At 28.3% G+C, this 22,652-nt stretch carries 18 protein-coding genes; 8 read left to right on the forward strand and 10 right to left on the reverse strand.

Annotation, left to right across the window (positions count from 1 at the left end; genetic code table 11):
• Positions 1-26 precede the first annotated feature (26 nt).
• The 9 genes from KI686_RS11365 to KI686_RS11405 form a co-directional block, all read right to left on the reverse strand.
• Positions 27-734 (reverse strand): pirin family protein, encoded by a 708-nt coding sequence (locus tag KI686_RS11365; RefSeq protein WP_237589427.1) that lies wholly within the window; start codon positions 732-734, stop codon positions 27-29.
• Positions 735-808: 74 nt separating this feature from the next.
• Positions 809-1,678: a pirin family protein gene (locus tag KI686_RS11370; RefSeq protein ID WP_237589431.1), complete on the reverse strand. Its 870-nt coding sequence runs from the start codon at positions 1,676-1,678 to the stop codon at positions 809-811.
• Positions 1,679-1,719: 41 nt separating this feature from the next.
• Positions 1,720-2,157: a MarR family winged helix-turn-helix transcriptional regulator gene (locus KI686_RS11375; protein WP_237589432.1), complete on the reverse strand. Its 438-nt coding sequence runs from the start codon at positions 2,155-2,157 to the stop codon at positions 1,720-1,722.
• A 2-nt stretch (positions 2,158-2,159) separates the two neighbouring features.
• Complete coding sequence (locus KI686_RS11380) at positions 2,160-2,408, reverse strand: glutaredoxin family protein (RefSeq protein ID WP_237589433.1); 249 nt, start codon at positions 2,406-2,408, stop codon at positions 2,160-2,162.
• 3 nt (positions 2,409-2,411) lie between these two features.
• The gene (locus KI686_RS11385) at positions 2,412-2,945 is read right to left on the reverse strand and encodes an NADPH-dependent FMN reductase (RefSeq protein WP_237589434.1); all 534 of its coding nucleotides are present in this window, start codon (positions 2,943-2,945) and stop codon (positions 2,412-2,414) included.
• Between the two features lie 112 nt (positions 2,946-3,057).
• On the reverse strand, positions 3,058-3,465 hold the full coding sequence (locus KI686_RS11390; RefSeq protein WP_237589435.1) for an OsmC family protein: 408 nt from the start codon (positions 3,463-3,465) through the stop codon (positions 3,058-3,060).
• Positions 3,452-3,817 carry a DoxX family protein gene (locus KI686_RS11395; protein WP_237589436.1) on the reverse strand — a complete coding sequence of 122 codons (366 nt, stop codon included), beginning with the start codon at positions 3,815-3,817 and terminating at the stop codon, positions 3,452-3,454. The genes KI686_RS11390 and KI686_RS11395 overlap by 14 nt, the downstream gene beginning before the upstream one ends.
• 267 nt (positions 3,818-4,084) lie before the next feature.
• Complete coding sequence (locus tag KI686_RS11400; RefSeq protein WP_237589437.1) at positions 4,085-5,776, reverse strand: hypothetical protein; 1,692 nt, start codon at positions 5,774-5,776, stop codon at positions 4,085-4,087.
• A 58-nt stretch (positions 5,777-5,834) separates the two neighbouring features.
• Positions 5,835-6,425, reverse strand: a complete 591-nt coding sequence (locus tag KI686_RS11405) for an NUDIX domain-containing protein (protein WP_237589438.1) — start codon at positions 6,423-6,425, stop codon at positions 5,835-5,837.
• 231 nt (positions 6,426-6,656) lie between these two features.
• Between KI686_RS11405 and KI686_RS11410 the strand changes: the two genes are divergently transcribed.
• From KI686_RS11410 to KI686_RS11430, 5 genes are all read left to right on the forward strand, one after another.
• Positions 6,657-11,264 carry a T9SS type B sorting domain-containing protein gene (locus tag KI686_RS11410; protein ID WP_237589439.1) on the forward strand — a complete coding sequence of 1,536 codons (4,608 nt, stop codon included), beginning with the start codon at positions 6,657-6,659 and terminating at the stop codon, positions 11,262-11,264.
• A gap of 607 nt (positions 11,265-11,871) precedes the next feature.
• Positions 11,872-14,586 carry an FIDD domain-containing protein gene (locus tag KI686_RS11415; protein ID WP_237589440.1) on the forward strand — a complete coding sequence of 905 codons (2,715 nt, stop codon included), beginning with the start codon at positions 11,872-11,874 and terminating at the stop codon, positions 14,584-14,586.
• 29 nt (positions 14,587-14,615) lie between these two features.
• The gene (uvrB, locus tag KI686_RS11420; RefSeq protein ID WP_237589441.1) at positions 14,616-16,604 is read left to right on the forward strand and encodes an excinuclease ABC subunit UvrB; all 1,989 of its coding nucleotides are present in this window, start codon (positions 14,616-14,618) and stop codon (positions 16,602-16,604) included.
• A 12-nt stretch (positions 16,605-16,616) separates the two neighbouring features.
• Positions 16,617-17,981: a PQQ-binding-like beta-propeller repeat protein gene (locus tag KI686_RS11425; protein ID WP_237589442.1), complete on the forward strand. Its 1,365-nt coding sequence runs from the start codon at positions 16,617-16,619 to the stop codon at positions 17,979-17,981.
• Positions 17,982-17,997: 16 nt separating this feature from the next.
• Positions 17,998-19,218, forward strand: coding sequence for an SGBP N-terminal domain-containing protein (locus KI686_RS11430; RefSeq protein WP_237589443.1), 1,221 nt, complete (start codon positions 17,998-18,000; stop codon positions 19,216-19,218).
• 62 nt (positions 19,219-19,280) lie between these two features.
• On the opposite strand, the gene KI686_RS11435 is transcribed toward KI686_RS11430, so the two are convergent.
• Positions 19,281-20,651 (reverse strand): tetratricopeptide repeat protein, encoded by a 1,371-nt coding sequence (locus tag KI686_RS11435; RefSeq protein WP_237589444.1) that lies wholly within the window; start codon positions 20,649-20,651, stop codon positions 19,281-19,283.
• 192 nt (positions 20,652-20,843) lie between these two features.
• Here KI686_RS11435 and pyrR point away from each other — a divergent pair, with 192 nt between their 5' ends.
• Genes pyrR through KI686_RS11450 form a run of 3 tightly spaced genes read left to right on the forward strand, consistent with a single transcriptional unit; the run spans position 20,844 to position 22,652 of the window.
• Positions 20,844-21,383 carry a bifunctional pyr operon transcriptional regulator/uracil phosphoribosyltransferase PyrR gene (gene pyrR, locus KI686_RS11440; RefSeq protein ID WP_237589445.1) on the forward strand — a complete coding sequence of 180 codons (540 nt, stop codon included), beginning with the start codon at positions 20,844-20,846 and terminating at the stop codon, positions 21,381-21,383.
• Positions 21,384-21,385: 2 nt separating this feature from the next.
• Positions 21,386-22,315 carry an aspartate carbamoyltransferase catalytic subunit gene (locus KI686_RS11445; protein WP_237589446.1) on the forward strand — a complete coding sequence of 310 codons (930 nt, stop codon included), beginning with the start codon at positions 21,386-21,388 and terminating at the stop codon, positions 22,313-22,315.
• A 4-nt stretch (positions 22,316-22,319) separates the two neighbouring features.
• Entirely contained in the window at positions 22,320-22,652 is a 333-nt protein-coding gene (locus KI686_RS11450) for a hypothetical protein (RefSeq protein WP_237589447.1), read from the forward strand.

Here is a 22,652-nt window from a genome sequence, read left to right on the forward strand (position 1 = left end):
TTTGGCTTAAAATAATATAGTAATTTTTAATTCATTGGCACATCAATTACTAACAACTTACTAGCTTTTGATGCTTTAAGCATTACTTTATCAGCATTTTCTATACCAATTGCATCTCTACTTTGTAGCTTTTCATCAGCAATTTCTACTTCACCATCAATTAAGAAAAAATAAGCTCCGTTTTTAGGATCATACTCTGTATAATAATTCTCTTCCATATCTATTAAATAAATATATGCTTGCTGATTTATTGGCAAAGAACCTTTAATTTGCTTGTCTTTTGGTGATACTAAAATCTGAAACCTGTTTTTACGCTCTGTAATATCAAAATGTTTTTGATTGTAATAAGGTTCAACTTCTTGATGTTCTGGAATTATCCAAAGTTGTAAAAAATTAACCTCATCAGTTTTACTATCGTTAAATTCTGAATGGGTTAAACCACTACCAGCACTCATTACTTGTACTTCTCCTACTTCTATAGAACGTTGATTACCCATACTATCTTTGTGAGAAAGTGCACCAGAAATTGGAATAGATATAATTTCCATATTTCTATGAGGATGTGTACCAAAACCCATTTTAGGCTGAACTACATCATCATTCAAAACACGTAACATTCCAAAATTCATTCTTTCTAGATTTTGATAATTGGCAAAACTAAAAGTGTGATACGATTTTAACCAACCATGGTTTGCATATCCTCTTGAATTGGCTTCGTGAATTGTTTTTTTCATTATTTTTAAAATTATTTTGTTGGTTTAGGTTGATGATTATATTTTAGTAACCTACTAAAATTTTACTAATCTAATTAATACAAATACCCCATTTTACCTGCTTGATAATCTCTCATAGCTTCTAAAATTTCTGTTTGAGAGTTCATTACATAAGGGCCATATTGTGCAATTTTTTCTTCAATAGGTATTCCAGATAAAATTAAAACAGTACTTAACTTAGTTGCTTTTAATAAAAATGTAGTTCCGTCTTGATTAAAGGTAATCATTTGTATTTTTCCTTTTGATACAATAGTGTCATTATTTACCAAAACCTCTCCATCTAATAAATAAACTAAAGATTTATGGTTTTGCGGAATTTCTATTTCTATTTCTCCTTCTTCATCAATATTTGCAGTAAAAACATTTACTTCTGTTTGGGTTTTTATCAAACCTAATACATCTTTTTGTTGACCAGCAATAATATTTAATTGTACTTTTTTATCTTCAGAAAAAACCTTTGGAATTCTATTTTCTTCTAAATGCTGATAATTTGGAGCTATCATTTTATCTTTTTTAGGCAAATTCAACCATAATTGAATCCCTTCTAATTCACCTCCTTTTTTTACAAACTCATTGGTTGGCCCTTCTGCATGAATAATACCTCGTCCGGCAGTTGTCCATTGTACATCACCAGCTTTTACAACCATTTCATTACCCAAAGAGTCTCTATGCAACTGTTCTCCTTTAAAAAGTAAAGTTATAGGTTCAAAACCTCTGTGTGGATGTGGTCCTAAATCAAAAGAGTTATTAAATTCTGAAATTGCATAAGGACCATAATGATGTAGTAACAAAAAAGGATCTACATTTTCTATTCCGTTTGTTGGTAATGGTTGACGCAATTTAATTGGCCCCATATTTACTAACGGACTTGCTACTTTATGTTCTATTGATTTTAATGTCTTCATAATTTTAATAAATTCTTTTGCGCAATAAATACAGCTAATTTTTACCTTAACTTGTCTAGTAAATCACTTAAAACAATAGCTTCTTCTTCAGATATTTTTTCTAGAAAAGGTGTTTTTTGAACTTCATCAATCTCTGATAATAAAGTTAAACCTTGAGAAGTAATTTTAACATATACAACTCTTCTATCATGTTCGCATCGCTCTCTTTCAATCAAATTTTTATCACACAACTTGTCCATTAAACGTGTTGCATTTGGTGCTCTTTCTATCATTCTATCTTTTACAATTTGCACCTTAATTTTATCTTTTGCACCACGTAAAATTCTTAGAATATTAAACTGTTGCGGCGATATTCCGTAAGGTTTAAAAAATTCTGTTTCTTTACTACTTAACCAATTTGCGGTATATTTTATATTGATTAAAGCTTTTACTTTGTTGCTAATAAACTTAGAGTTAATATCTTTAGAAATATCTCCCATAACTATGCTCTTAACTTAATATCTTGCATTATTTTATTAAATTCTTCTGTTGTAGGTGTTAAATACACTTGATCATCTACAAATAAAGTTGGATATTTTGCAACACCATCATACAGTTCTTTACTGTGTTCTCTTGCTGCTACATCTTTAGAAATATCTTTATAAACATAAGGCACATCTGTTGAGTTTAAAAAATTTTTAAATGCAACTGTATATGCATGCCCCGCTCTTCCATATAAAATTATTTTCATTTTTTATTGATTTACTAAAGCTTCAAACTTGTTTACTTGTACTTTTAATAAATCTAATAATTGTTGATCTACAATTTTGCCTTCTTTAAAATTATCATAGAAACTAGGTAACGAATAAGTTAATAATTCTTTGGCTCCTTGTCTTGTAAAACGTTGTTCTCCTGCTGCTAAAACAAATTGCCCACCCATTTCTCCTGGTGATGTTGCCATTAATAATAAAGGTTTATCTCTAAAAACTTTTACTTCTAATATAGAAGCCCAATCAAAAATATTTTTAAAAGCTGCTGTATACGTTCCGTTATGTTCTGCTAAAGACAATATAAAACCATCGTAATTATCTAATAGAGCAGAAAATTTTTTGGCATCTTCTGGAAAACCTTTTTTACCTTCATCTTCACTATAAATAGGTAGATTAAAATCTCTTAAATCAATCACATCAAAAGACGTGTTTTCTAAATTTTCTGCAGCAAATGTTGCTAATTTTTTGTTTATTGATGTAGAACTTGTACTTCCTGCAAAGGCTAATATTTTTTTCATTTCTTTACTTTTTAATTTGTTTTGTTTAAAATTTTCTTTTTCATAAAAATTAATCTATCTGACGATTTTTAATTTATATCTGAAAAATTTAATCTTAAAACTTTTTAAAAAATTATTTTATACTACTTATTATTTCGGTTTCTCCTTTTACCATTTTTGCTACCGGGCATTTACCTGCAATAACTAATAATCTTTTTCTTTGATCTTCTGATATTTCTTTTTCAAAAGAAATTTCTTCTTCTAACCGTTTTTTTAATCCTTCTGATGTTTGTTTTTGTTTCTGATAAAGGTTTACAGTTATTTTACCAACATCCCAACCTTTTCTTTCTGCATACATTCTTAACGTCATAGAAACACAACCCCCTACTGCAGTTAACAAATATTCTACAGGTGTTGGTCCGTTATTATCACCTCCTGCAGCAACAGGCTCATCTAATGTTAAAAAATGATCTCTTGCTTGTGCCTCTGCTAAATAGTTTTTATTTGTTAAAACTACAGATACTTTTTTAGCGTTGCTCATTTATAATTTTTTTATGTGTAAAATAAGATACTAATAACAAAACAATTGCTACTAATGCAGATAAATGTCCTCCATCTTTTACCATAAAGTGTGCTGCAAAAGCCAAAACAAAATCAAAGAAAAAACCTGCGTATGCCCATTCTTTTAAAGATTTACTTTTTATAAACCAAATTGCAATTAATCCTAGAATTTTAGCTATCGCTAACGGATAAATTATGTAGGTTGGATAGCCTAAGTCTATAAAAAAACCAGAAACCATTTCATTGTTAAAAAGATACATACCTGCAGAAAAAAGCATGATTATAGATAATAGCCCCGTAGATAAGTAATAAATTATTTTAGTAGTTTTCATATTATGATTTTAAATTCTTTACAAAATTACAAATAAATATTTTATTTACCAAGGAAAATAAATCCAAGGAAATAATTAACTCGATTTAATGCAATAAATTAATTGATAGGTTTAGCCCTGATTGAATGGCATGTTTGAGCTCTTTTTTTTGCTAAAATTTACTAGACATATATTTCAATAATGTATCTACATTAATAAAATATAAATAGTTAAGATTAATTACACATAAAAAAAGCGAGTAATAAAAGCAGGAAATAGCTTCTAAAGCTACTGATTAAGTTTAATAGAATCTATTTTACTTTGCAGCCTTTCTATTGCCATAGCGTCTAAATTTTGTTTAGAAAGTAATTTTATAGAATCTAATATTTGTTGATTTTTTTCGACAATTGTTTTTTCTTTTTCAAAGTATAAATTTTCTCCTTCACTGGTACGCCAAGCTTCGTTTAATTGATTATAAACATCCTCATTCCAAGTACTTGGTTTTTTAGCATTAATCCAAACAGCATCTCTATACTCACTATCTACCAATACCAAATCTGGTGTTGCAGCGCCATCAAATTGTGTAGGATTATTGTTATTAATTGTAGAAACTGTACCCAAGAAAAACATGCGTTTTCTACCTGCAATATTTTTAATATATGGTCTAAATTCTACTGGCGTATTAGAGCTCCAATCATATTCTTTTTTAGATTCTTTTACCTTTAAAGGCATTGCAGAAACCCCTGCATAACCTTGTTTTTTTGAGGCATGATCGTAAAAATAAAGCTCATTTGTACCATCTGCCGGTATAAAAACACTAAAAGACAAGCTAGTTCTTTCTTGGCTAACAGGCTCTAAACCAAACCAATGATACAAACCGTTTTGTGCACCAATTTTTGTGTCAGAAAAATTAAAATCTGTTACAAATGGCTGTTGATTTTGACCGTTTGGTAAATTAGGAATCTTAACTGCCGTTTCCTTATTCCAAGGTAAAGGATCTGAAAAACCTGCCAAAAACTTTAAACTTTCTGCTTGTAAACGAGATACTTTTTGTGCTAATATATTTTGCTTAACTAAATATTTATGGTTTTTAATTTCTTTTGGTGATATATAGGTTCCTTTACCAATAATCATACGCTCTAAATAATCTTTAAAATCGTGTTTTCCATTTTCAATAACCATTACTCCACCAAATGTTGGATAAGGAAAAAAGAAACCTTTCCATTTAATTAAACTAACAACTTCAACCCAAGAGCCTTGATCGTTTTTCATGTAAAAAGTTTCGCCTGGCTCATAATTAAACAACATCCAAGGGTTAAAACGTTGCACAACTGCGTTATAAGTATTTCTACTAAATTTTAAAGATTCTCCTATTGAAAATGTAACCGGAATTCTGTTTTCTGATGAAAAACGCGGGAAAGGTGTTGTACTAGATACAGAAAAAACCTCTTCTGTATTGTCTTTTATACCTTGCCAAACATATTTTTCTGTTGGTTGAATAGCCATAGTCCATTTATTTTGACCATCAACTCTTACTAATTTTGGCATAGAAACATCTTTTGTTTCTCCTACAGACTCGTTTGCCATTGAAAATATATTTCTTAAAGGCTGAATTCTTTCGTTTTGTGTTAAAGGAAGTTCTACAATCTCTATACGATTTAAGTCATTAAAAACGCTATAGAGTTTCATATAATCGTACATTTTGTATGGAAAACCAATAAAATAAATTGCACCAAAAAAAACAATCATTATTAAGAAACTTACTACTTTTTTTAAAAACCCTGTAGATTTTATAAGGCCTCTAAAACCAAAGAAAAAAACTGTAAAACATAGTAGAAAAATAAAAATGTATTTTCTAAAAAATAATAATGCTGGTTGATAATCGTCTCTAAAAAAGAACAATAAAATTAATAGAATGAAAGAAAAAATGATTACTCTTTTCTTTTGTTTTGCCCCTTTATTCCAGTAATTTTTTATCATGATAAATCATATTTAAATTCTCTAAAAAGAGAAATTTGTATTTTAATAACTATATATTTTATTCTAATAGTTTATTTATTTGTAAATATTGTAATAGCATAATGGTTCTGGCATCAATAATTTCATCATTTTCTATCAATTTTAAAGCTTCTACAAAAGAAATTTCTAAAACTTCTATTTCTTCGTTTTCAGAAGCCAAACCACCACCTTTATCTAACTTATCTTCATCTTTATAAGCCGCTATAAATAAATGAACTTGCTCTTTCATTAAACCAGGAGATAAAAAAGTTGTACATACTTTTTGTACATTAGAAATATGATAACCAACCTCTTCTTTAGTTTCTCTTATTACTGTTGTTTCAGGTAATTCTCCTTTATCAATTGCACCACCACACACTTCTATTGAAAAACCATTATTAACCCCTGCAACAAAAATTGGCATTCTAAACTGTTTAGATAATATAACTTTTTTTGATTTAGAATTGTACAACAAAACTGCTACACCATCATTTTTACCATAAACCTCATGCGTTAATCTTTCTGTTTTTCCGTTTTTAAAAGTAAAATCGAAACTTACTTGTTCTAATTTAGCCCAAATATTAGACACTACTTTAGTAGTTACGTTACTTATTTTTTCTTTAATTTCCATTTTATTCTTTATTGCTAAATAGTAAGCTTACTTCTATTATTTTTTTGTTTTAAATTAAAAATTTAAACAAGCAATTTCGTTATTTTTTCTCGATTAAAAAATCAATATTATTTTAATTTTAACATAAAATTAAACCTTTTTCTCTACCAATAGTCTAATTATTTAATAACAATATTATTTTCTATCGCTTTTATTATTATTTTTAACCGTTGTACCCTTTTTTAACCCCTTATGTTAAACTCTAAATTATCTATATTTTTTACTTTACTACTATTAATATGTGTAAAAAATTTAGAAGCTCAGTTAAGTAAAAAACACTTTATACCACCATTGACTTATGCTGAAAATGGTAATGCAAATCCAGAAAATCAATATTTTTATATTTCTACACCTAGTAATCAAAATGTGACTTATACCATAACACAAATTGGTTCTAGTAATAATATTACTGGGGTTGTTACAAATACCTCTCCCAAAGAAATATATATTGGCATAGGAAATAGTCAACTTTTTGTAGATTCTAACACCACAAGTTCTGTTTATAACAATAAAGGGTATATAATAGAAGCTAGCGATGTTATCTATGTTTCTATACGTGTTTTGGGCGGTTCTAATGCGCAAGCTGGTGCTTTGGTTAGCAAAGGTGCTTCTGCTTTAGGCACTTCTTTTAGAGCAGGTATGTTTACAAACGAAGCCCCACAAGACAATTACCTAAGTTTTATTTCTGTAATGGCTACAGAAAATAATACTTCAATAGAATTTTCTGATTTACCTACAGGTATTTCAATAAAGAATTACTCTGGTACTTTACCTATTTCTGTTAACTTAAACGAAGGAGAAAGTTATGTTGTTGCTGTAAATTCTGATGAAAGCACTATAAATAGAGATGCCTTAATAGGTACTTTAATAAAATCTGACAAACCAATTGTTACCAACATTGGTTCTGCAAACGGTAGTTTTCATAACGGAAACGGTAGAGATTATGGAATTGATCAAATTGTTGGTGAAGATAAAATTGGTACCGAATACATTTTTGTTAAAGGTGATGGTTCTAATAATTGGGAAAACGTATTAATTGTTGCTAACGAAGATAACACCGAAATATTTATTAATGAAAATACTACAGCAACTACAACATTAAACGCAGGCGATTATTATTTAATTGAAGGTAATATTTACAATTCTAATGGAAATATGTATGTACAAACTTCTAGACCAACTTTTGCTTACCAAGGTGTTGGTGCAAATAATAACGAAGCAAATCAGGGTTTATTTTTTGTACCTCCTTTAAGTTGCGAAAACAGAGGAAAAGTAGATAATATACCTAATATTGAAGATATTGGTTCCACAATTTTTACAGGTGGAGTGTCTATTGTAACTAATACAGGTTCTGAAGTTAAAATAAACGGTGCTTTAATTAATACTTACAGTGGTGTTTCTGGCCCTTTTACTATTAATACTGCTAATTCCGGTACTTATGACACTTATAAGGTAACTAATTTATCTGGTAATATTTCCATAGAAAGTAGCGGAGAATTGTATTGTGCGTATTTTAATCAAAATAATTCTGCTTCTTCTGGTGCTTTTTATTCTGGTTTTCCTTCTGCTCCAGAAATTAATTTTAATACAGTTATTAGCACTTTGGGTAATTGTATACCTAACATAACCTTAGAAGCTGCAAATACCGAGTTATTTGATGGAGGTATAAAATGGGAATACTACAACGAAACTACTTCAACTTGGGATGAAAAAAGTACAGATAATAGCTACAAACCGTTAGAAACAGAACCTGGTAGATATAGGCTTGTTGGTAAAATAGTTTGTACAAATACAGAGTTTATATCTGTAGAAATACCTATTAGTATTTGCCCTGATGATTATGATAGCGATGGAATTATCGATAATATTGATGTTGATATTGATAATGATGGAATTTTAAACTGTGATGAATCTATTGGAAATGCTAATTTAGATATAACAGACTTTAACAATCCAAATATTATTTTTAGTGATAATTCTACTAACAATAATATTTCTGTAATTTTTGATGCTTCTTCTACATCTAACACATTTACAGGAGATAGTAACGGAAACTTTACATCAATTATTAACCCTACAACAGATTCTTATCTAGAATACGAATTAAGTTTTACCGATAAAATAAACTTTAAATTTACTCAAAACTCAACTTTAGATCATGTAATTACTAACGAAGAATATTTTATACTAAAAGTAGATTTAGACAAAAACGTTACTTTATTAGATCCTGATGATCAATTATTAATCTATAATCTTTCTACAGAAGAATATGAATCTGGTATTACTTATATTTCTGCATCAGAAATACAATTTAAATACAAATCTAATACCACAGCTACCGCAAGTACTTTTCAATTTTTAGCAAATCAAATTACTCAATTAGATTTTAAACATCAATCTACAGGTATTACAACATCATCAACATTTGATGGAAACATACAAATTACTTGTTATTCTAGAGATTCTGATGGAGACGGAATTGAAGATATGTTTGATCTTGATTCTGATAATGATGGAATTCCTGATTTTTATGAATCTACCGCTCAAGATGTTTCTTTAACAAATACAGATACTAATTTAGATGGTTTAGATGATCTTTTTAACACAATAACAGCAAATCAAGATACAGATGAAGACGGAATTCCTAATTACTTAGATGTAGATTCTGATAACGATGGTATTTATGATATAATAGAAACTGATAACGGGAATTTAGACAGTGATAATGATGGAATTATTGATACTGCAAACTCAGCAAATGTTGGTGTAAATGGATTGTTAAACACATTAGAAACATATACTGATTCTGGCATTTTAAAAACATCAATAAAAAATTCTGATACCTCATCTATTGTAGAAGCTAATAGAGATAATTTATTTGATTTTGTTGATTTAGATTCTGATGGTGATAATTGTTTTGATGTTATTGAAGCCGGTTTTACTGGTAATGGCTTTGGTAAATTAGATCCAAATCCTTTAGATGTTGATGATAACGGAAAGGTTAAAAACTCTAATGGCTATACAACACCTAATACTAATTATTTAAATTCTGCTCCAATTATAATTACTAATTTTAGTGATGCTACTTTTTGCGAAAACGACACAAATCAACTAGAAATAGATAGTAATGCCGATGAATTTCAATGGCAAATATCTACAGATAACGGTTTAAATTTTACAGATATTTTAGAAAACACAATTATAGATGGTACAACTATTAGTAATGTAACTTCATCTAAACTATTAATTAGTAATACATCTACAACGTTAGATAATTATCAATTTAAAGTTCTTCTAAAAAAAGAAGGAAATTCTTGTAATTTAATAACACCAGATGCAATTATACTAACCGTTAATTCAACACCAGAAATTATAAATAGTTTAGTAGTATTACAACAATGTACAGACAATCCTAATGAAAATACTATTGTAAACCTTACCGAAGCAGAAGTAAACATTTCTACAGATTCTAATATTACTTTCGAGTATTATGAAACCGAAACAGATGCTATTAATGGTGATGTTTCTAAAATAATATCAGAAATAGAAAACTATCCTGTAACCAGTGGTTATGCAGAAGCAGGTGTTAGAGTAATTTCTGAACAAGGTTGTTATTCTATTGCTAAAATAGTTGTTACAGCTTCTTATGTTAATGATGTTATTTACGATAAAACATTTGAAGAATGTGATGATTTTTTAGATGTAAATGGGAATGATTCTATAAATAACTCTGAAACAGACGGAATTACTTTTTTTGATTTTAGTATAGCAAGTCAAGAAATTATAAATACTTTTCCTACAGACATCCAAAGTGATATCGAAGTCTTTTTTTATGAAACTTCAACCGATCGAGATGCTGCTATAAATGAAATAGTAGACATATCTCATCACAGAAATAATAAAGACATTTCTTATGCTTTTAATCAAACTATTTACATCAAAATAAAAAATAAAAACAATAATAATTGCGAAGGAATTGGTCAATTATATCTAAAAACAAACGAGATTCCTTCTTTTTCTGTTGAAGGAGAAGCTCCAAACGAACCTATTATCATTTGTGCTCAAAACATACCTTATATATTAAAAGCAACTACTTTAAATGACTATGATTACACATGGACTAAAGATGGAGTTTCTTTAAATGAAAACACAAATGAAATACAAATTACAGAAGGCGGAAACTATACAGTTACTGCATACAGCAAAACAGGAACATTTTGTTCTAAAGAAAGAACAATTACCGTTTTAAAATCCGATTTTGAAATTTTAGAAGAAAGTTATGTAACTATTTATGATGACATTTCTAGTATTAGTGCTAACTTAAGTATTCTAATAAACATACCAACAAACCCAACTATTAACGAGGAATTTCAATACGCTTTAAAAAATGAAAATGGTGTTATAATCAGAAACTACCAAGACAGTAATATCTTTGAAGATATTGAAGGAGGTATCTATACCATTTTAGTTGAAAACAAAAATGGTTGTGGCTCTTCAGAATTAGTAGTTTCTGTAATTCAATTCCCTAAATTCTTTACTCCAAATGGAGATGGTAAAAATGATACGTGGCATATTAAAGGGCTTACAAGTAATTTGTATTTAACCAGCGATATTAATATTTTTAACAGATACGGAAAGTTAATATCAAAAATACCGGTTGACAGTAATGGCTGGGACGGAACTTACAATGGCAAAATACTCCCTTCTGATGATTATTGGTTTACAGTAACATTAACTTCTATAGATGACACAAAAAAAATAATTAATAAAAAAGGACATTTTTCACTCTTAAGAAAATAAGTTATTATCTTAAAAAAACTCTTCTGATATTGTTTTTAAATGGTCTGTTTTTATTTTTTAACAAATTTTACCAACTAAGTTTTAAAAAAACTTTATTAATGAAACAGGAGAAATAAGTAATTCTAAATTTGCAAATAGAATTCATAGTATAGGTACGTTATCAAAAACATACAAACCAAATGTTTATGAATTTTAATTTTCTTTAGACAATAATAATTTCTGTGGTAACAGTACATCTTACACATTTTCTAAAGTAAACCCTGGTTTACATACTGTACATTAAAGATATTAATAATTGTGAGCAACCGGCACAAACAAATATTACTGTTATTGGTTTTAATTTTTTTTTACTCCAAATGGTGATGGTAAAAACGATTATTGAAATGCAGAAAGCCTAAAATAGTTTACAGTTTAAATCTATAAATATTACTATATTTGATCGATATCGAAAAGTTTTACATTTAATTACAGATTTTTCTTCTCTTGGTTGAGTAGATACTTCTAATGGAAAACTCTCTAGCTTAAATTCTTATTGTTTTTAAGCAAAAATTATTAATGATAAAATTATACAAGAAAGTGGCACTTTCTCCCTCATAAGAAAATAAATATGAAAAATTATTTCTTTTTAACGCTATTTATATCTTTTTCTTTTTTATTAAATGCTCAAAAACAAACAAACAATTGGTATTTCGGTAATAAAGCTGCACTAAATTTTAATTTAGGAGATATTACTATTCTATCAGATAGTAACATGAATGCCTCTAATGGATCAACCAGTATATCTGATGAGAATGGTAATTTATTATTTTATTCTGATGGAAACACTGTATGGAACAACAAGCATTTAATCATGGAAAATGGTAATGATATAGTTGGAGAAAAAACGAATTCACAATCATCTTTAATTGTTCCTAAACCAAATAGCAACACTAACTTTTATCTATTTACAACTAGAAAAGAAGACCTTACTTCACCTTTTTACACTTCTGGTTTATATTATTCTGAGATTGAAATTTCTAGTTCTTATCCTTCAGGAAAAGTAATAGATAAAAATCATCGATTAATTAGTTCTACATCAGAAAAAATTACTGCAACTTTTCATAAAAATGGTAAAGATGTATGGGTAGTAACAAATGGTAACCCAACATATGACAAAGAAGATAATAGTACAATGTATGCATTTAAGGTAACAGATAATGGGGTTCAAGTGCCTGTAGTAACAACAGGATTAAATGATGAAGTTTATAGTAGAATTTCAACTCCAATTGGCCAAATGAAATTTTCTCCAGATGGTAGTAAAATTGCATTTACAAATGGTTCTTTTATTTTTACATATAATTTTGATAACGAAACTGGAGTTTTAACAAAAGATAAATTTATAAACACTCAAGTTAACTTTACTTCTGGTTATCTACCTTATGGTGTAGAATTTTCTCAAGATTCTAAAATACTCTATTATTCTAGTTTATTTTACTCTTCTTCTAGTTCTAACTATACTATTTTACAATTAGACCTAAGTCTTCCTAGTCAAGATTTTTTAGGAACACCAATATTTACTTCTCCTTTTTATAATGCTGGAAGTTTACAAATAGGTTCTGATGGAAAAATTTACGCAACATTACAAGATAAAGGTACTAACGTAGCTTCTAAAACAATAGGTGTTATTAACTTTCCAGAAAAACTAGGAATAGAATGTGAGTTTACAGAAAATCTAACCATAAATCACGGAGAATTATCCCTAGGCTTACCTAATTTTATTCAAAGTTATTTTGTTTCAAGAATTCTTACCAACAACCAATGTTATGTAGATAATTTCTCTTTTACAGCAACATCCTACATAGATATAAAAGATATAAAATGGGATTTTGGAGATGGTATAACTGCATTTGATCTTAACCCAACTCACAAATATGACGCTCCTGGTGAGTATAAAGTTATTGCTGATTTAACATTAAGTGACAATACTATAATTAAGGTTTTTGAAATAGTTACTGCATACGAACTACCCAACTTAAAACCTAATCAAGAACTTTTTGAATGTGATAATGATACAGATGGTTTGGCAACATTTAATCTAAATTTTATTGCAGAAAAGATTACAGATACATCTTTAGATGAAGAACTTATTTTTTATTTAAGCCAAGATGATATGGATATGGATAATAATATATCTAATCCAGAAATGTTTAACAACACAGTACCTAATCAACAAATTTTTGTAAAAGCCATCAACAAAAATGGTTGTTTTAACTTTACAACATTTAACGTAACTGCAAATTTTATTCCTGTTGGTAATGTTTCTGATTATTATACTTGTAAAACTGACATTGATGAAAATGGTAATCATTTAGGAACATTTAATTTAACCGAATTAGAAATTAAAGTTAGAGACCAACTACAAATTCCATCTGTTAATACTGTAAAATTTTATCCTTCATATGTTGATGCACAAACAAATTTAAATCAACTTGAAAACCAAATTAACTATCAATCTTCCACTATCTATGTTAAAATTCAAGACCCTAATTTGGGCTGCAGTGGTATAGTTCCTATAAATTTAATTGTAAATCCAGAACCTATAATAGATTTAGAAAATTCTTACACAATTTGCTTTAACCCAACGGTAAACCCAATTACATTAACTGCAGATATTAGTAATGATTCTTATGAGTGGAGAGATAGTTTAAATAACATTATTAGTACAAATAAAGATTTTACTTTAAATAAAGTTGGTCAATTTTCACTAACTGTATATAAGACAGAAAATGGAATTACCTGTTCTAACACCAAAGAATTTTCAGTTATAAACCCAGACCCTCCAACTTTTTATTCAGTTATTGCTAATACAGAAGATAAAAACAACAACACTATAGAAGTTAATATTGATGGTAATAGCAGTTATGAATTTTCTTTAGACAATAATAATTTCTCTGGTAACAGTACATCTTACACATTTACTCAAGTAAATCCAGGTTTACACACCGTATATATTAGAGATATTAATAATTGTGAGCAACCGGCACAAACTAATATTACTGTTATTGGTTTTAAAAATTTTTTCACTCCAAATGGTGATGGTAAAAACGATTATTGGAATGTAGATGGTTTAACTGATGCGCAGTTTAAATCTGTAAAAATTATAATTTTTGACAGATATGGAAAAGTTCTATATTCAATTACAGATTTTTCTTCTCTCGGTTGGGATGGAACATCAAACGGAAAACTAATGTCTTCTAATAATTATTGGTTTATCGCAGAAATTATAGACATAAATGATAACCTTATTAAAGAAACTGGAAATTTTAGCTTAATTAGAAATTAAATTTATATTTCAATCCGTATTTTTACATTATGGAATTTAAGTTAGTCTCAGAATTCTCTCCAACAGGAGATCAGCCACAAGCAATAAAAGAACTTTCGCAAAGCATTAATGCTGGCGAAAAATTTCAAACTTTATTAGGTGTAACAGGTTCAGGAAAAACATTTACTGTTGCCAATGTTATTAAAGAAGTAAAAAAACCAACGTTAATTTTAGCGCATAATAAAACATTAGCTGCACAATTATACTCAGAATTTAAACAGTTTTTCCCTGAAAATGCTGTAGAATATTTTGTTTCTTACTATGATTATTATCAACCTGAAGCATACATACCTGTAACAGGTACATACATAGAAAAAGATTTATCTATTAATGATGATATAGAACGCTTACGTTTAAGCACAACCTCTTCCCTACTTTCTGGTCGTAGAGATGTTTTAGTTGTTGCCTCAGTTTCTTGTTTATATGGTATTGGAAATCCTACGGAATTTAAGAAAAATGTAATTCCTATCCATGTAGATCAGCAAATTTCAAGAACAAAGTTTCTACATCAATTAGTTACTAGTTTATATTCTAGAACAGAAGTAGAGATTAAAAGTGGAACCTTTAAAGTTAAAGGTGATGTTGTAACTATTTATCCATCTTATGGAGATAACGGTTATAGAGTTCATTTTTTTGGTGATGAAATTGAAGAAATAGAATCTTTTGATTTAGAAAGTAATACCGTTTTAGAAAGTTTTAATGAGTTAACTATTTATCCTGCAAACCTCTTTGTTACATCTCCTGATGTTTTACAAAATGCCATTCATCAAATACAAGAAGACATGGTAAAACAAGTCGATTATTTTAATGAAATTGGCAAACATTTAGAAGCAAAACGATTAAAAGAGCGTACAGAATTCGATTTAGAAATGATTCGTGAGTTGGGATATTGTTCTGGAATTGAAAATTATTCTCGTTATTTAGACGGAAGAAATCCAGGAACAAGACCTTTCTGCTTAATTGATTATTTTCCGGATGATTATTTAATGGTGATTGATGAAAGTCATGTTACAATTCCACAAACACACGCAATGTACGGCGGCGATAGAAGTAGAAAAGAAAATTTGGTAGAATACGGATTCCGATTACCTGCAGCTATGGACAATCGACCTTTAAAATTTGAAGAGTTTGAAGCCATACAAAATCAAATTATTTATGTTTCTGCAACACCTGCAGATTATGAACTAGAAAAAACAGAAGGTGTTTTTGTAGAACAAGTAATTCGTCCTACAGGTTTATTAGACCCTGTAATTGAGATTCGCCCAAGTTTAAATCAGATTGATGATTTAATTGAAGAAATACAACAAAGAGTAGAAAAAGACGAACGTACTTTGGTAACCACTTTAACCAAAAGAATGGCAGAAGAATTAACCAAATATTTAACGAGAGTAGATATCCGTTGTCGTTATATACATTCTGATGTTGATACTTTAGAACGTGTAGAAATTATGCAAGATTTGCGTAAAGGTTTGTTTGATGTTTTAATTGGTGTAAACCTTTTAAGAGAAGGTTTAGATTTACCCGAAGTTTCTTTAGTGGCTATTTTAGATGCCGATAAAGAAGGTTTTTTACGTTCGCACAGATCTATTACACAAACAGTTGGTAGAGCAGCAAGAAATGTAAATGGTTTGGCAATTTTATATGCTGATAAAATGACAAACAGCATGCAAAAAACTATTGACGAAACAGAACGTAGACGAGAAAAACAAATAGCATACAACACAAAAAATAATATTATCCCTACTCAAATCAACAAAAAAATTGATGATACGTTGTCTAAATCTGCAGTTTCTAGTTATCACTATGACAATGCTGTACAAAAAGCAGCAGAACAAGATTTACAATATTTACCAAAAGGAGAAATAGAAAAAAGAGTTAGAGAAAAACGTAAACAAATGGAAGCCGCTGCAAAAAACTTAGATTTTATAGTAGCAGCACAATTGCGTGATGAAATTGCCGCTTTAAAAGAAAATTTATAAATTAAAAAAACTATGAAGAAAATAATACTTTATTTTATAATGTTAATTATATGTTCTTGCTCAAAAAATGATGATGATATTTCCCTTGTAAATTCTAATCCTGGAGAATTAAAATTAGAAGAAATTAGTTTTCAAGGTAATGTCGTTACTTTAAATTGGAATGATGTTATAGATCTTGATGAAGATATAATATATTATAGTTTATACATCAACTCTATATTAATAGAAAAAACAACCCTATCAACAAGTACATTACCATTAGAATATAATAATAAATATGATGGTAAGATTATTGCAACTGACAAAAATGGTGGAGTTTCTGAATTAGATTTTTCTATTGAAAGCCCCAAAAGCAAAATACTTTTCTTTTCTGACGTTTCTGGGAAATTAATAGCACATGACTTAATAACAAATAAAACCTTATGGGAATCTGACACCTATATAAGAGAAGCACACACAACATACAAAAACATGATTTTTTCTGGTGTAGATGGACTTAATGGTATAAATATACTTACAGGAGAACTTGAATGGACAAGCAGCCCTAGCAATAATTACAACTATTATAAGAATATTATTACAGATAATATTAATGTATATGCTTTTAATGATGTTAGTGATTTACAATGTGTGAATATTGAAACAGGAGAAAAATTATGGGATCGTAGTTTCCTCGATTATAATGCTACATTATCTATAGATGAAACAAGAATATTTGTAAGTAGTCGAAATGATGATCATTTGTTTGCTATTAATAAGGTTACAGGAGGTACAGATTGGAGTTTAAGTTTGGATGCAAGTAATAAATTTTATACTAACCCCTTAATTAATAATGATAATATATACATTGGGGATTCATATGGTGTTTTTTATGCCATTAATAGAAATAACGGAAACAAAATTTGGACTATAGATTTAGGAAGATATAATACGTTTATAGTTTCTCCTACAATATTTGAAAATACAATAATAACCGGAACATACAATACACTTTATTCTTTACACGAAAATAATGGAAGTATCAAATGGACATATAGCCCAGAAGGAACAATACAAACCTCTCCTTTTATATATAACAACAGTATTTATATTGGTTATTCTAATAACGGAACTGCTGAATTAATTTGTTTAAACGCTGAAAATGGTAACCTTAAATGGAAATATGATTTAAGTTCTAATACAACTACCTCTCCAATTGTTTATGAAGACACTGTTTATATGGGTGACTGGGGCAATAATTTCTATGCAATTAATTCAAATACAGGTGAATTAGAATGGAAAATACAAAGAGCAAATTCTATCATAAGTTCACCAACAATAGTTATTGGAAATAGTGATACTGTAATATATCCTAGTTCTCATGGATTAAAAAATTAAACTTAAATACATAAAAATGATAAAAAAAATTACAACAATAGTTTATACCTTATTTATTCTAATTGGATGCTCTAAAGAAGATGAACCAGATTTACCAATTGTTTTAAGTCAATTAAATAATATTAATTCGTTCTCTCTTAGTATTGACGGAGAAAACATAAATGGCACTATAGACCAAACAAGTAAAACAATAACATTTAATCTTGTTGCAGCTGAACTTTCTTCAATAAAACCAACAATAGAATATTCTGAAAATGCCACCATATCTCCTTCTGAAGATGAACCACAAAACTTTAATAATGAAGTAGCTTATACGGTATATGCAGAAAATGGAGAAACAAATATCTATAGAGTCATAGTTAATAATAGACCTCATAATACTGAGAGTAAAATACTTTCATTTTCTGTTCTAGTTGAAAATGAAACTATTGATGCTGAAATTAATCAAGATACAAAAGTTATTAATTTTAATATGGGTGAGTTAGATAAAAGCTCTCTTTTACCAGCAATATCTATTTCTGAAAACGCTACAATTTCTCCAGATATTTCAATTCCTCAAAACTTTGAAAACCCTATTAATTATATCGTTACTGCAGAAAATGGAGACACAACAGAATATACTGTAATTGTTAATATGCCTAAATTTAATAATTATAGTTCAACAACTCCTCTATACTATATTAGAGCTAATATGCGTATTACAGGACAATTTTTAAATATGGATCAACCTGGTGCTGAAATTTATTTATTTGACGGTACTAATAAATATGAAATAAACATTTTAAGCCATGATAGTTATTCTACTCAAGAAAGAATTACTCAATATAATATAAATACAATGATTCCAGAAAATATACCTACCTATAATAATTATAAAATAATATATGAAACAAATACATTAAAAATAGAATCTGGTTATTCTATAGATATAAGCGCAGAAAATGCTCCTAAATTTATCTCATTAAACCAAGACTCTTATTCTTATAATGATATTTTAATAATTACTGGAGAAAATATTACAGAGACAATTGCAATACCATCAAATGGATCTATTTTTCTAATACAAAATTCTTCAAACTATGATTATACCGTTAATGTAGATAAAACTCAAGCTACATTAACTCTTGATTATTACTATCTATTTCCTGCATATTTTGGAAACTCACCAGGAGATAAAACAATTACCTTTTGGGGATCAGAAGGAAGAATAGGAGAATCATTTACAACTATATTCTAAAACGTCTTAATTAACAAAAATGCCTCAATGTTATTGAGGCTTTTTTTAATTTTTTATTAGTCTTATTTATTTGTACTTTTAAAATCATTTAAAAGATTTTGCACTTTTTTATTTTCGTAAAAAACAGGAAACAAATCATTTAAAACAATACTGTATTCGTAATCAATTTTCATAGCAGCTATTAAATGATTCATCGAATATTTTTCTTTACTAAATGTAAAAAACAAACCTGCTAATCTGTACTCTATTTCTGCTGCTTTTTCATGTATTTTTTTTGCTTTAATCAACACTCTTAAAGATCGCTCAAATTCTCCTATAAAAAATAGAACATCCGATAAACCTATATAAATCTCTAGAGAATCATCTTTTAATTCTAAACAATTTTCGAAACCAGTAATAGCTTCTTCAAAAAAATTTAATTTTAAGTTAATTTGAGCATAACTTCTCCAATACAAAAAATTATCTTCATCAATTTTTAAAGCTTTAGATAAATAATAAGCTGCTTTTTCATATTTTTTTTGCAAATAGTATAAATTGGTTAACAAAACCCAACCTTTATCTAACAATGGATCTTCATGTACAGCTTTTTTGTAAAAAGAAATAGCGTTATTATATTTTTCTAATTTTTCATAACACTCCCCTATTCTTATGTAAACAAAAGCAGTTGCATCATCTAACTCTAGTGTAATTAAATAATTATCTATCGCTTCTTGGTAACGCTCTAATTGTTCTAATGTTTTTGCTTTTTCTAAATATCCACCAACAAAAGATTCATCAATTATAACAGCGTAATCAAAAGAAGATAAAGCTTCATCAAATTTGTTTAAAACATAATATTGTCTTCCTAATTGATGCCAAGCTATTTCGCAATAAGGATTGTTATCTATATAGTTTAACAAATACTCTACTGCTTCTTCATGTTCTTCATCCATATCAAAACAATAAATAACATTATAAAGAGCTGGATAGTCTTCAGAATCTACATTTACACATTTAGCAAACGTTAATCGTGCATTTTTAAAATCATCTAAATACAAATATTCCATCCCTAAAAGAGACCAAACATCTACCTTATCATCTGTAAATTTTAAGGCTGTTTTAAATAACTCTATAGCTTCTTTATGTTTTCCTCTTTTAGAAAATATAGTTGCTCTTTGTATAAAAATTTCATCGTTATTTGGTTCTAAACGCTCAATAATATTCAGCAAAACAAACGCCTTATCCAACTCATCTTCAAATATATAAATTTCTACTTGTAATAGTTTTAACTCTACAGATGTAGGATGTTGTTGTAATCCTAATTTTACTGCTTTTTTAGCCAAAGCATGTTTACCAGCATCTAAATAGTGTATAATTATTTCTTCAAACTCAACCAAATCAAAAAAATAAACTGCATTGGTTTTAAGCATGGATTCAAATTTTAATAGAGACATAAACTATGTATTTGAATTAGTATAATAAAGGTAATATATCTATAATAATACCATCTGTGTATTAAAATTTCTTTTTAACAATTTAGTTAACATTAAATCTAAACGTATTTAATCATTATAAATTTTGCATATACATTTATTTGCAGTAATTTTGATTTTCAATAACTATCAAACTAAATTGATAGCTTTCTTATGAGCAAAAAAACCTTACTTAACTCAAAAGATATTGAAATAATTTTACATCGATTGGCATGCCAGTTAATCGAAAATCATAACGATTTTTCTAATACCGTTTTAATAGGTTTACAGCCAAGAGGTAGCTTTTTAGCTAATAGATTGGCAGATTTATTAAAAAATGAATATCAAATAAAAGACCTACAATTAGGGCTTTTAGATATTACTTTTTTTAGAGACGATTTTAGAAGAAGAGATGAGCCTTTAGCGGCAACTGCATCTAAAATGGATTTTTTAGTTGAAGGAAAAAATGTAGTAATTATTGACGATGTTTTGTATTCTGGAAGAAGTGTAAGAGCAGCATTAACTGCAATGCAATCTTACGGAAGACCCGAAAATATAGAATTATTAGTATTAATTGACAGACGTTTTAGCAGACATTTACCTATACAACCTAATTACAGAGGAAGACAAGTAGATGCTATTAATGATGAAAAAGTTTTAGTAACTTGGACAGAAACACAGAAAAAAGACGCAGTTTATATAGAACCTAAGTAATTATGTCAAAATTAAGTGTAGAACATTTATTGGGAATAAAATATCTAAAAGAAACTGATATTGACCTTATTTTTAAAACTGCAGACCATTTTAAAGAGGTAATTAACAGACCTATTAAAAAAGTACCTTCTCTAAGAGATATAACAATTGCTAACTTGTTTTTTGAAAACAGTACGCGAACAAAACTTAGTTTTGAATTAGCAGAAAAAAGACTATCTGCTGATGTTATTAACTTTTCTGCAGGACAATCTTCTGTAAAAAAAGGAGAAACTTTAATAGATACCGTTAACAACATTTTAGCTATGAAAGTAGATATTGTTGTAATGAGACACGCAAGTGTTGGTGCTGGAGTTTTTTTATCTAAACATGTAGATGCAAAAATTATAAATGCTGGTGATGGAACACATGAGCACCCAACACAAGCTCTTTTAGATTCTTATTCTATTAGAGAAAAATTAGGATCTGTAAAAGGTAAAAAAATTGTTATTGTAGGTGATGTTTTACACTCTAGAGTTGCATTATCTAATATATTTGCATTACAACTACAAGGTGCTAAAGTTAAAGTTTGTGGGCCAACAACTTTAATACCAAAATACATTTCTAGTTTAGGCGTAGAAGTTGAAACAAACCTAAAAAAAGCACTAGAATGGTGTGATGTAGCCAATGTTTTACGTGTACAACACGAAAGAATGGATATTAAATATTTTCCTTCTACTAGAGAATACACACAACTTTTTGGTATCAATCAAGAAATTTTAGACAACCTTGATAAAAAAATTGTAATCATGCATCCAGGACCAATAAACCGTGGTGTAGAAATTACAAGTGATGTAGCAGATTCTGATCAATCAATAATACTAAACCAAGTAGAAAATGGAGTTGCTGTTAGAATGGCTGCTATCTATTTACTAGCACAACAAATTAAAAGGTAATAGTATGCAAATAGATAAAAAAGAAACATATACACTAATTAATAGTGATGAAAACTCTTTTTCTGATTTTTATAATTCTTTCTTAATAGAAGAAAAAAAATTAACTAAAGAACACTTAATAATTCACATTTCTAATAATATTAACATTTCTAATGAAGAATTTTTATTATTTTTGAATATAGCTGAAGAAAAAAAACAAAACGGCACGTCTTTTGTTGTTATATATAATAATATTAACATAGACGATTTTCCTGAAAACTTTAATATTACACCAACATTACAAGAAGCTATAGATATTATAGATATGGAAAATATGGAGAGGGAATTAGGATTTTAA

The sequence above is a fragment of the Polaribacter sargassicola genome, from assembly GCF_021991835.1.
Taxonomy (GTDB): Bacteria; Bacteroidota; Bacteroidia; order Flavobacteriales; family Flavobacteriaceae; genus Polaribacter; species Polaribacter sargassicola.

What these genes read in the sequence shown, in the direction of transcription:
- KI686_RS11365 (WP_237589427.1), bottom strand. Translation starts at nt 734, where the DNA reads ATGAAAAAAACAATTCACGAAGCCAATTCAAGAGGATATGCAAACCAT.
- KI686_RS11370 (WP_237589431.1), bottom strand. Translation starts at nt 1,678, where the DNA reads ATGAAGACATTAAAATCAATAGAACATAAAGTAGCAAGTCCGTTAGTA.
- KI686_RS11375 (WP_237589432.1), bottom strand. Translation starts at nt 2,157, where the DNA reads ATGGGAGATATTTCTAAAGATATTAACTCTAAGTTTATTAGCAACAAA.
- KI686_RS11380 (WP_237589433.1), bottom strand. Translation starts at nt 2,408, where the DNA reads ATGAAAATAATTTTATATGGAAGAGCGGGGCATGCATATACAGTTGCA.
- KI686_RS11385 (WP_237589434.1), bottom strand. Translation starts at nt 2,945, where the DNA reads ATGAAAAAAATATTAGCCTTTGCAGGAAGTACAAGTTCTACATCAATA.
- KI686_RS11390 (WP_237589435.1), bottom strand. Translation starts at nt 3,465, where the DNA reads ATGAGCAACGCTAAAAAAGTATCTGTAGTTTTAACAAATAAAAACTAT.
- KI686_RS11395 (WP_237589436.1), bottom strand. Translation starts at nt 3,817, where the DNA reads ATGAAAACTACTAAAATAATTTATTACTTATCTACGGGGCTATTATCT.
- KI686_RS11400 (WP_237589437.1), bottom strand. Translation starts at nt 5,776, where the DNA reads ATGATAAAAAATTACTGGAATAAAGGGGCAAAACAAAAGAAAAGAGTA.
- KI686_RS11405 (WP_237589438.1), bottom strand. Translation starts at nt 6,425, where the DNA reads ATGGAAATTAAAGAAAAAATAAGTAACGTAACTACTAAAGTAGTGTCT.
- KI686_RS11410 (WP_237589439.1), top strand. Translation starts at nt 6,657, where the DNA reads ATGTTAAACTCTAAATTATCTATATTTTTTACTTTACTACTATTAATA.
- KI686_RS11415 (WP_237589440.1), top strand. Translation starts at nt 11,872, where the DNA reads ATGAAAAATTATTTCTTTTTAACGCTATTTATATCTTTTTCTTTTTTA.
- uvrB (WP_237589441.1), top strand. Translation starts at nt 14,616, where the DNA reads ATGGAATTTAAGTTAGTCTCAGAATTCTCTCCAACAGGAGATCAGCCA.
- KI686_RS11425 (WP_237589442.1), top strand. Translation starts at nt 16,617, where the DNA reads ATGAAGAAAATAATACTTTATTTTATAATGTTAATTATATGTTCTTGC.
- KI686_RS11430 (WP_237589443.1), top strand. Translation starts at nt 17,998, where the DNA reads ATGATAAAAAAAATTACAACAATAGTTTATACCTTATTTATTCTAATT.
- KI686_RS11435 (WP_237589444.1), bottom strand. Translation starts at nt 20,651, where the DNA reads ATGTCTCTATTAAAATTTGAATCCATGCTTAAAACCAATGCAGTTTAT.
- pyrR (WP_237589445.1), top strand. Translation starts at nt 20,844, where the DNA reads ATGAGCAAAAAAACCTTACTTAACTCAAAAGATATTGAAATAATTTTA.
- KI686_RS11445 (WP_237589446.1), top strand. Translation starts at nt 21,386, where the DNA reads ATGTCAAAATTAAGTGTAGAACATTTATTGGGAATAAAATATCTAAAA.
- KI686_RS11450 (WP_237589447.1), top strand. Translation starts at nt 22,320, where the DNA reads ATGCAAATAGATAAAAAAGAAACATATACACTAATTAATAGTGATGAA.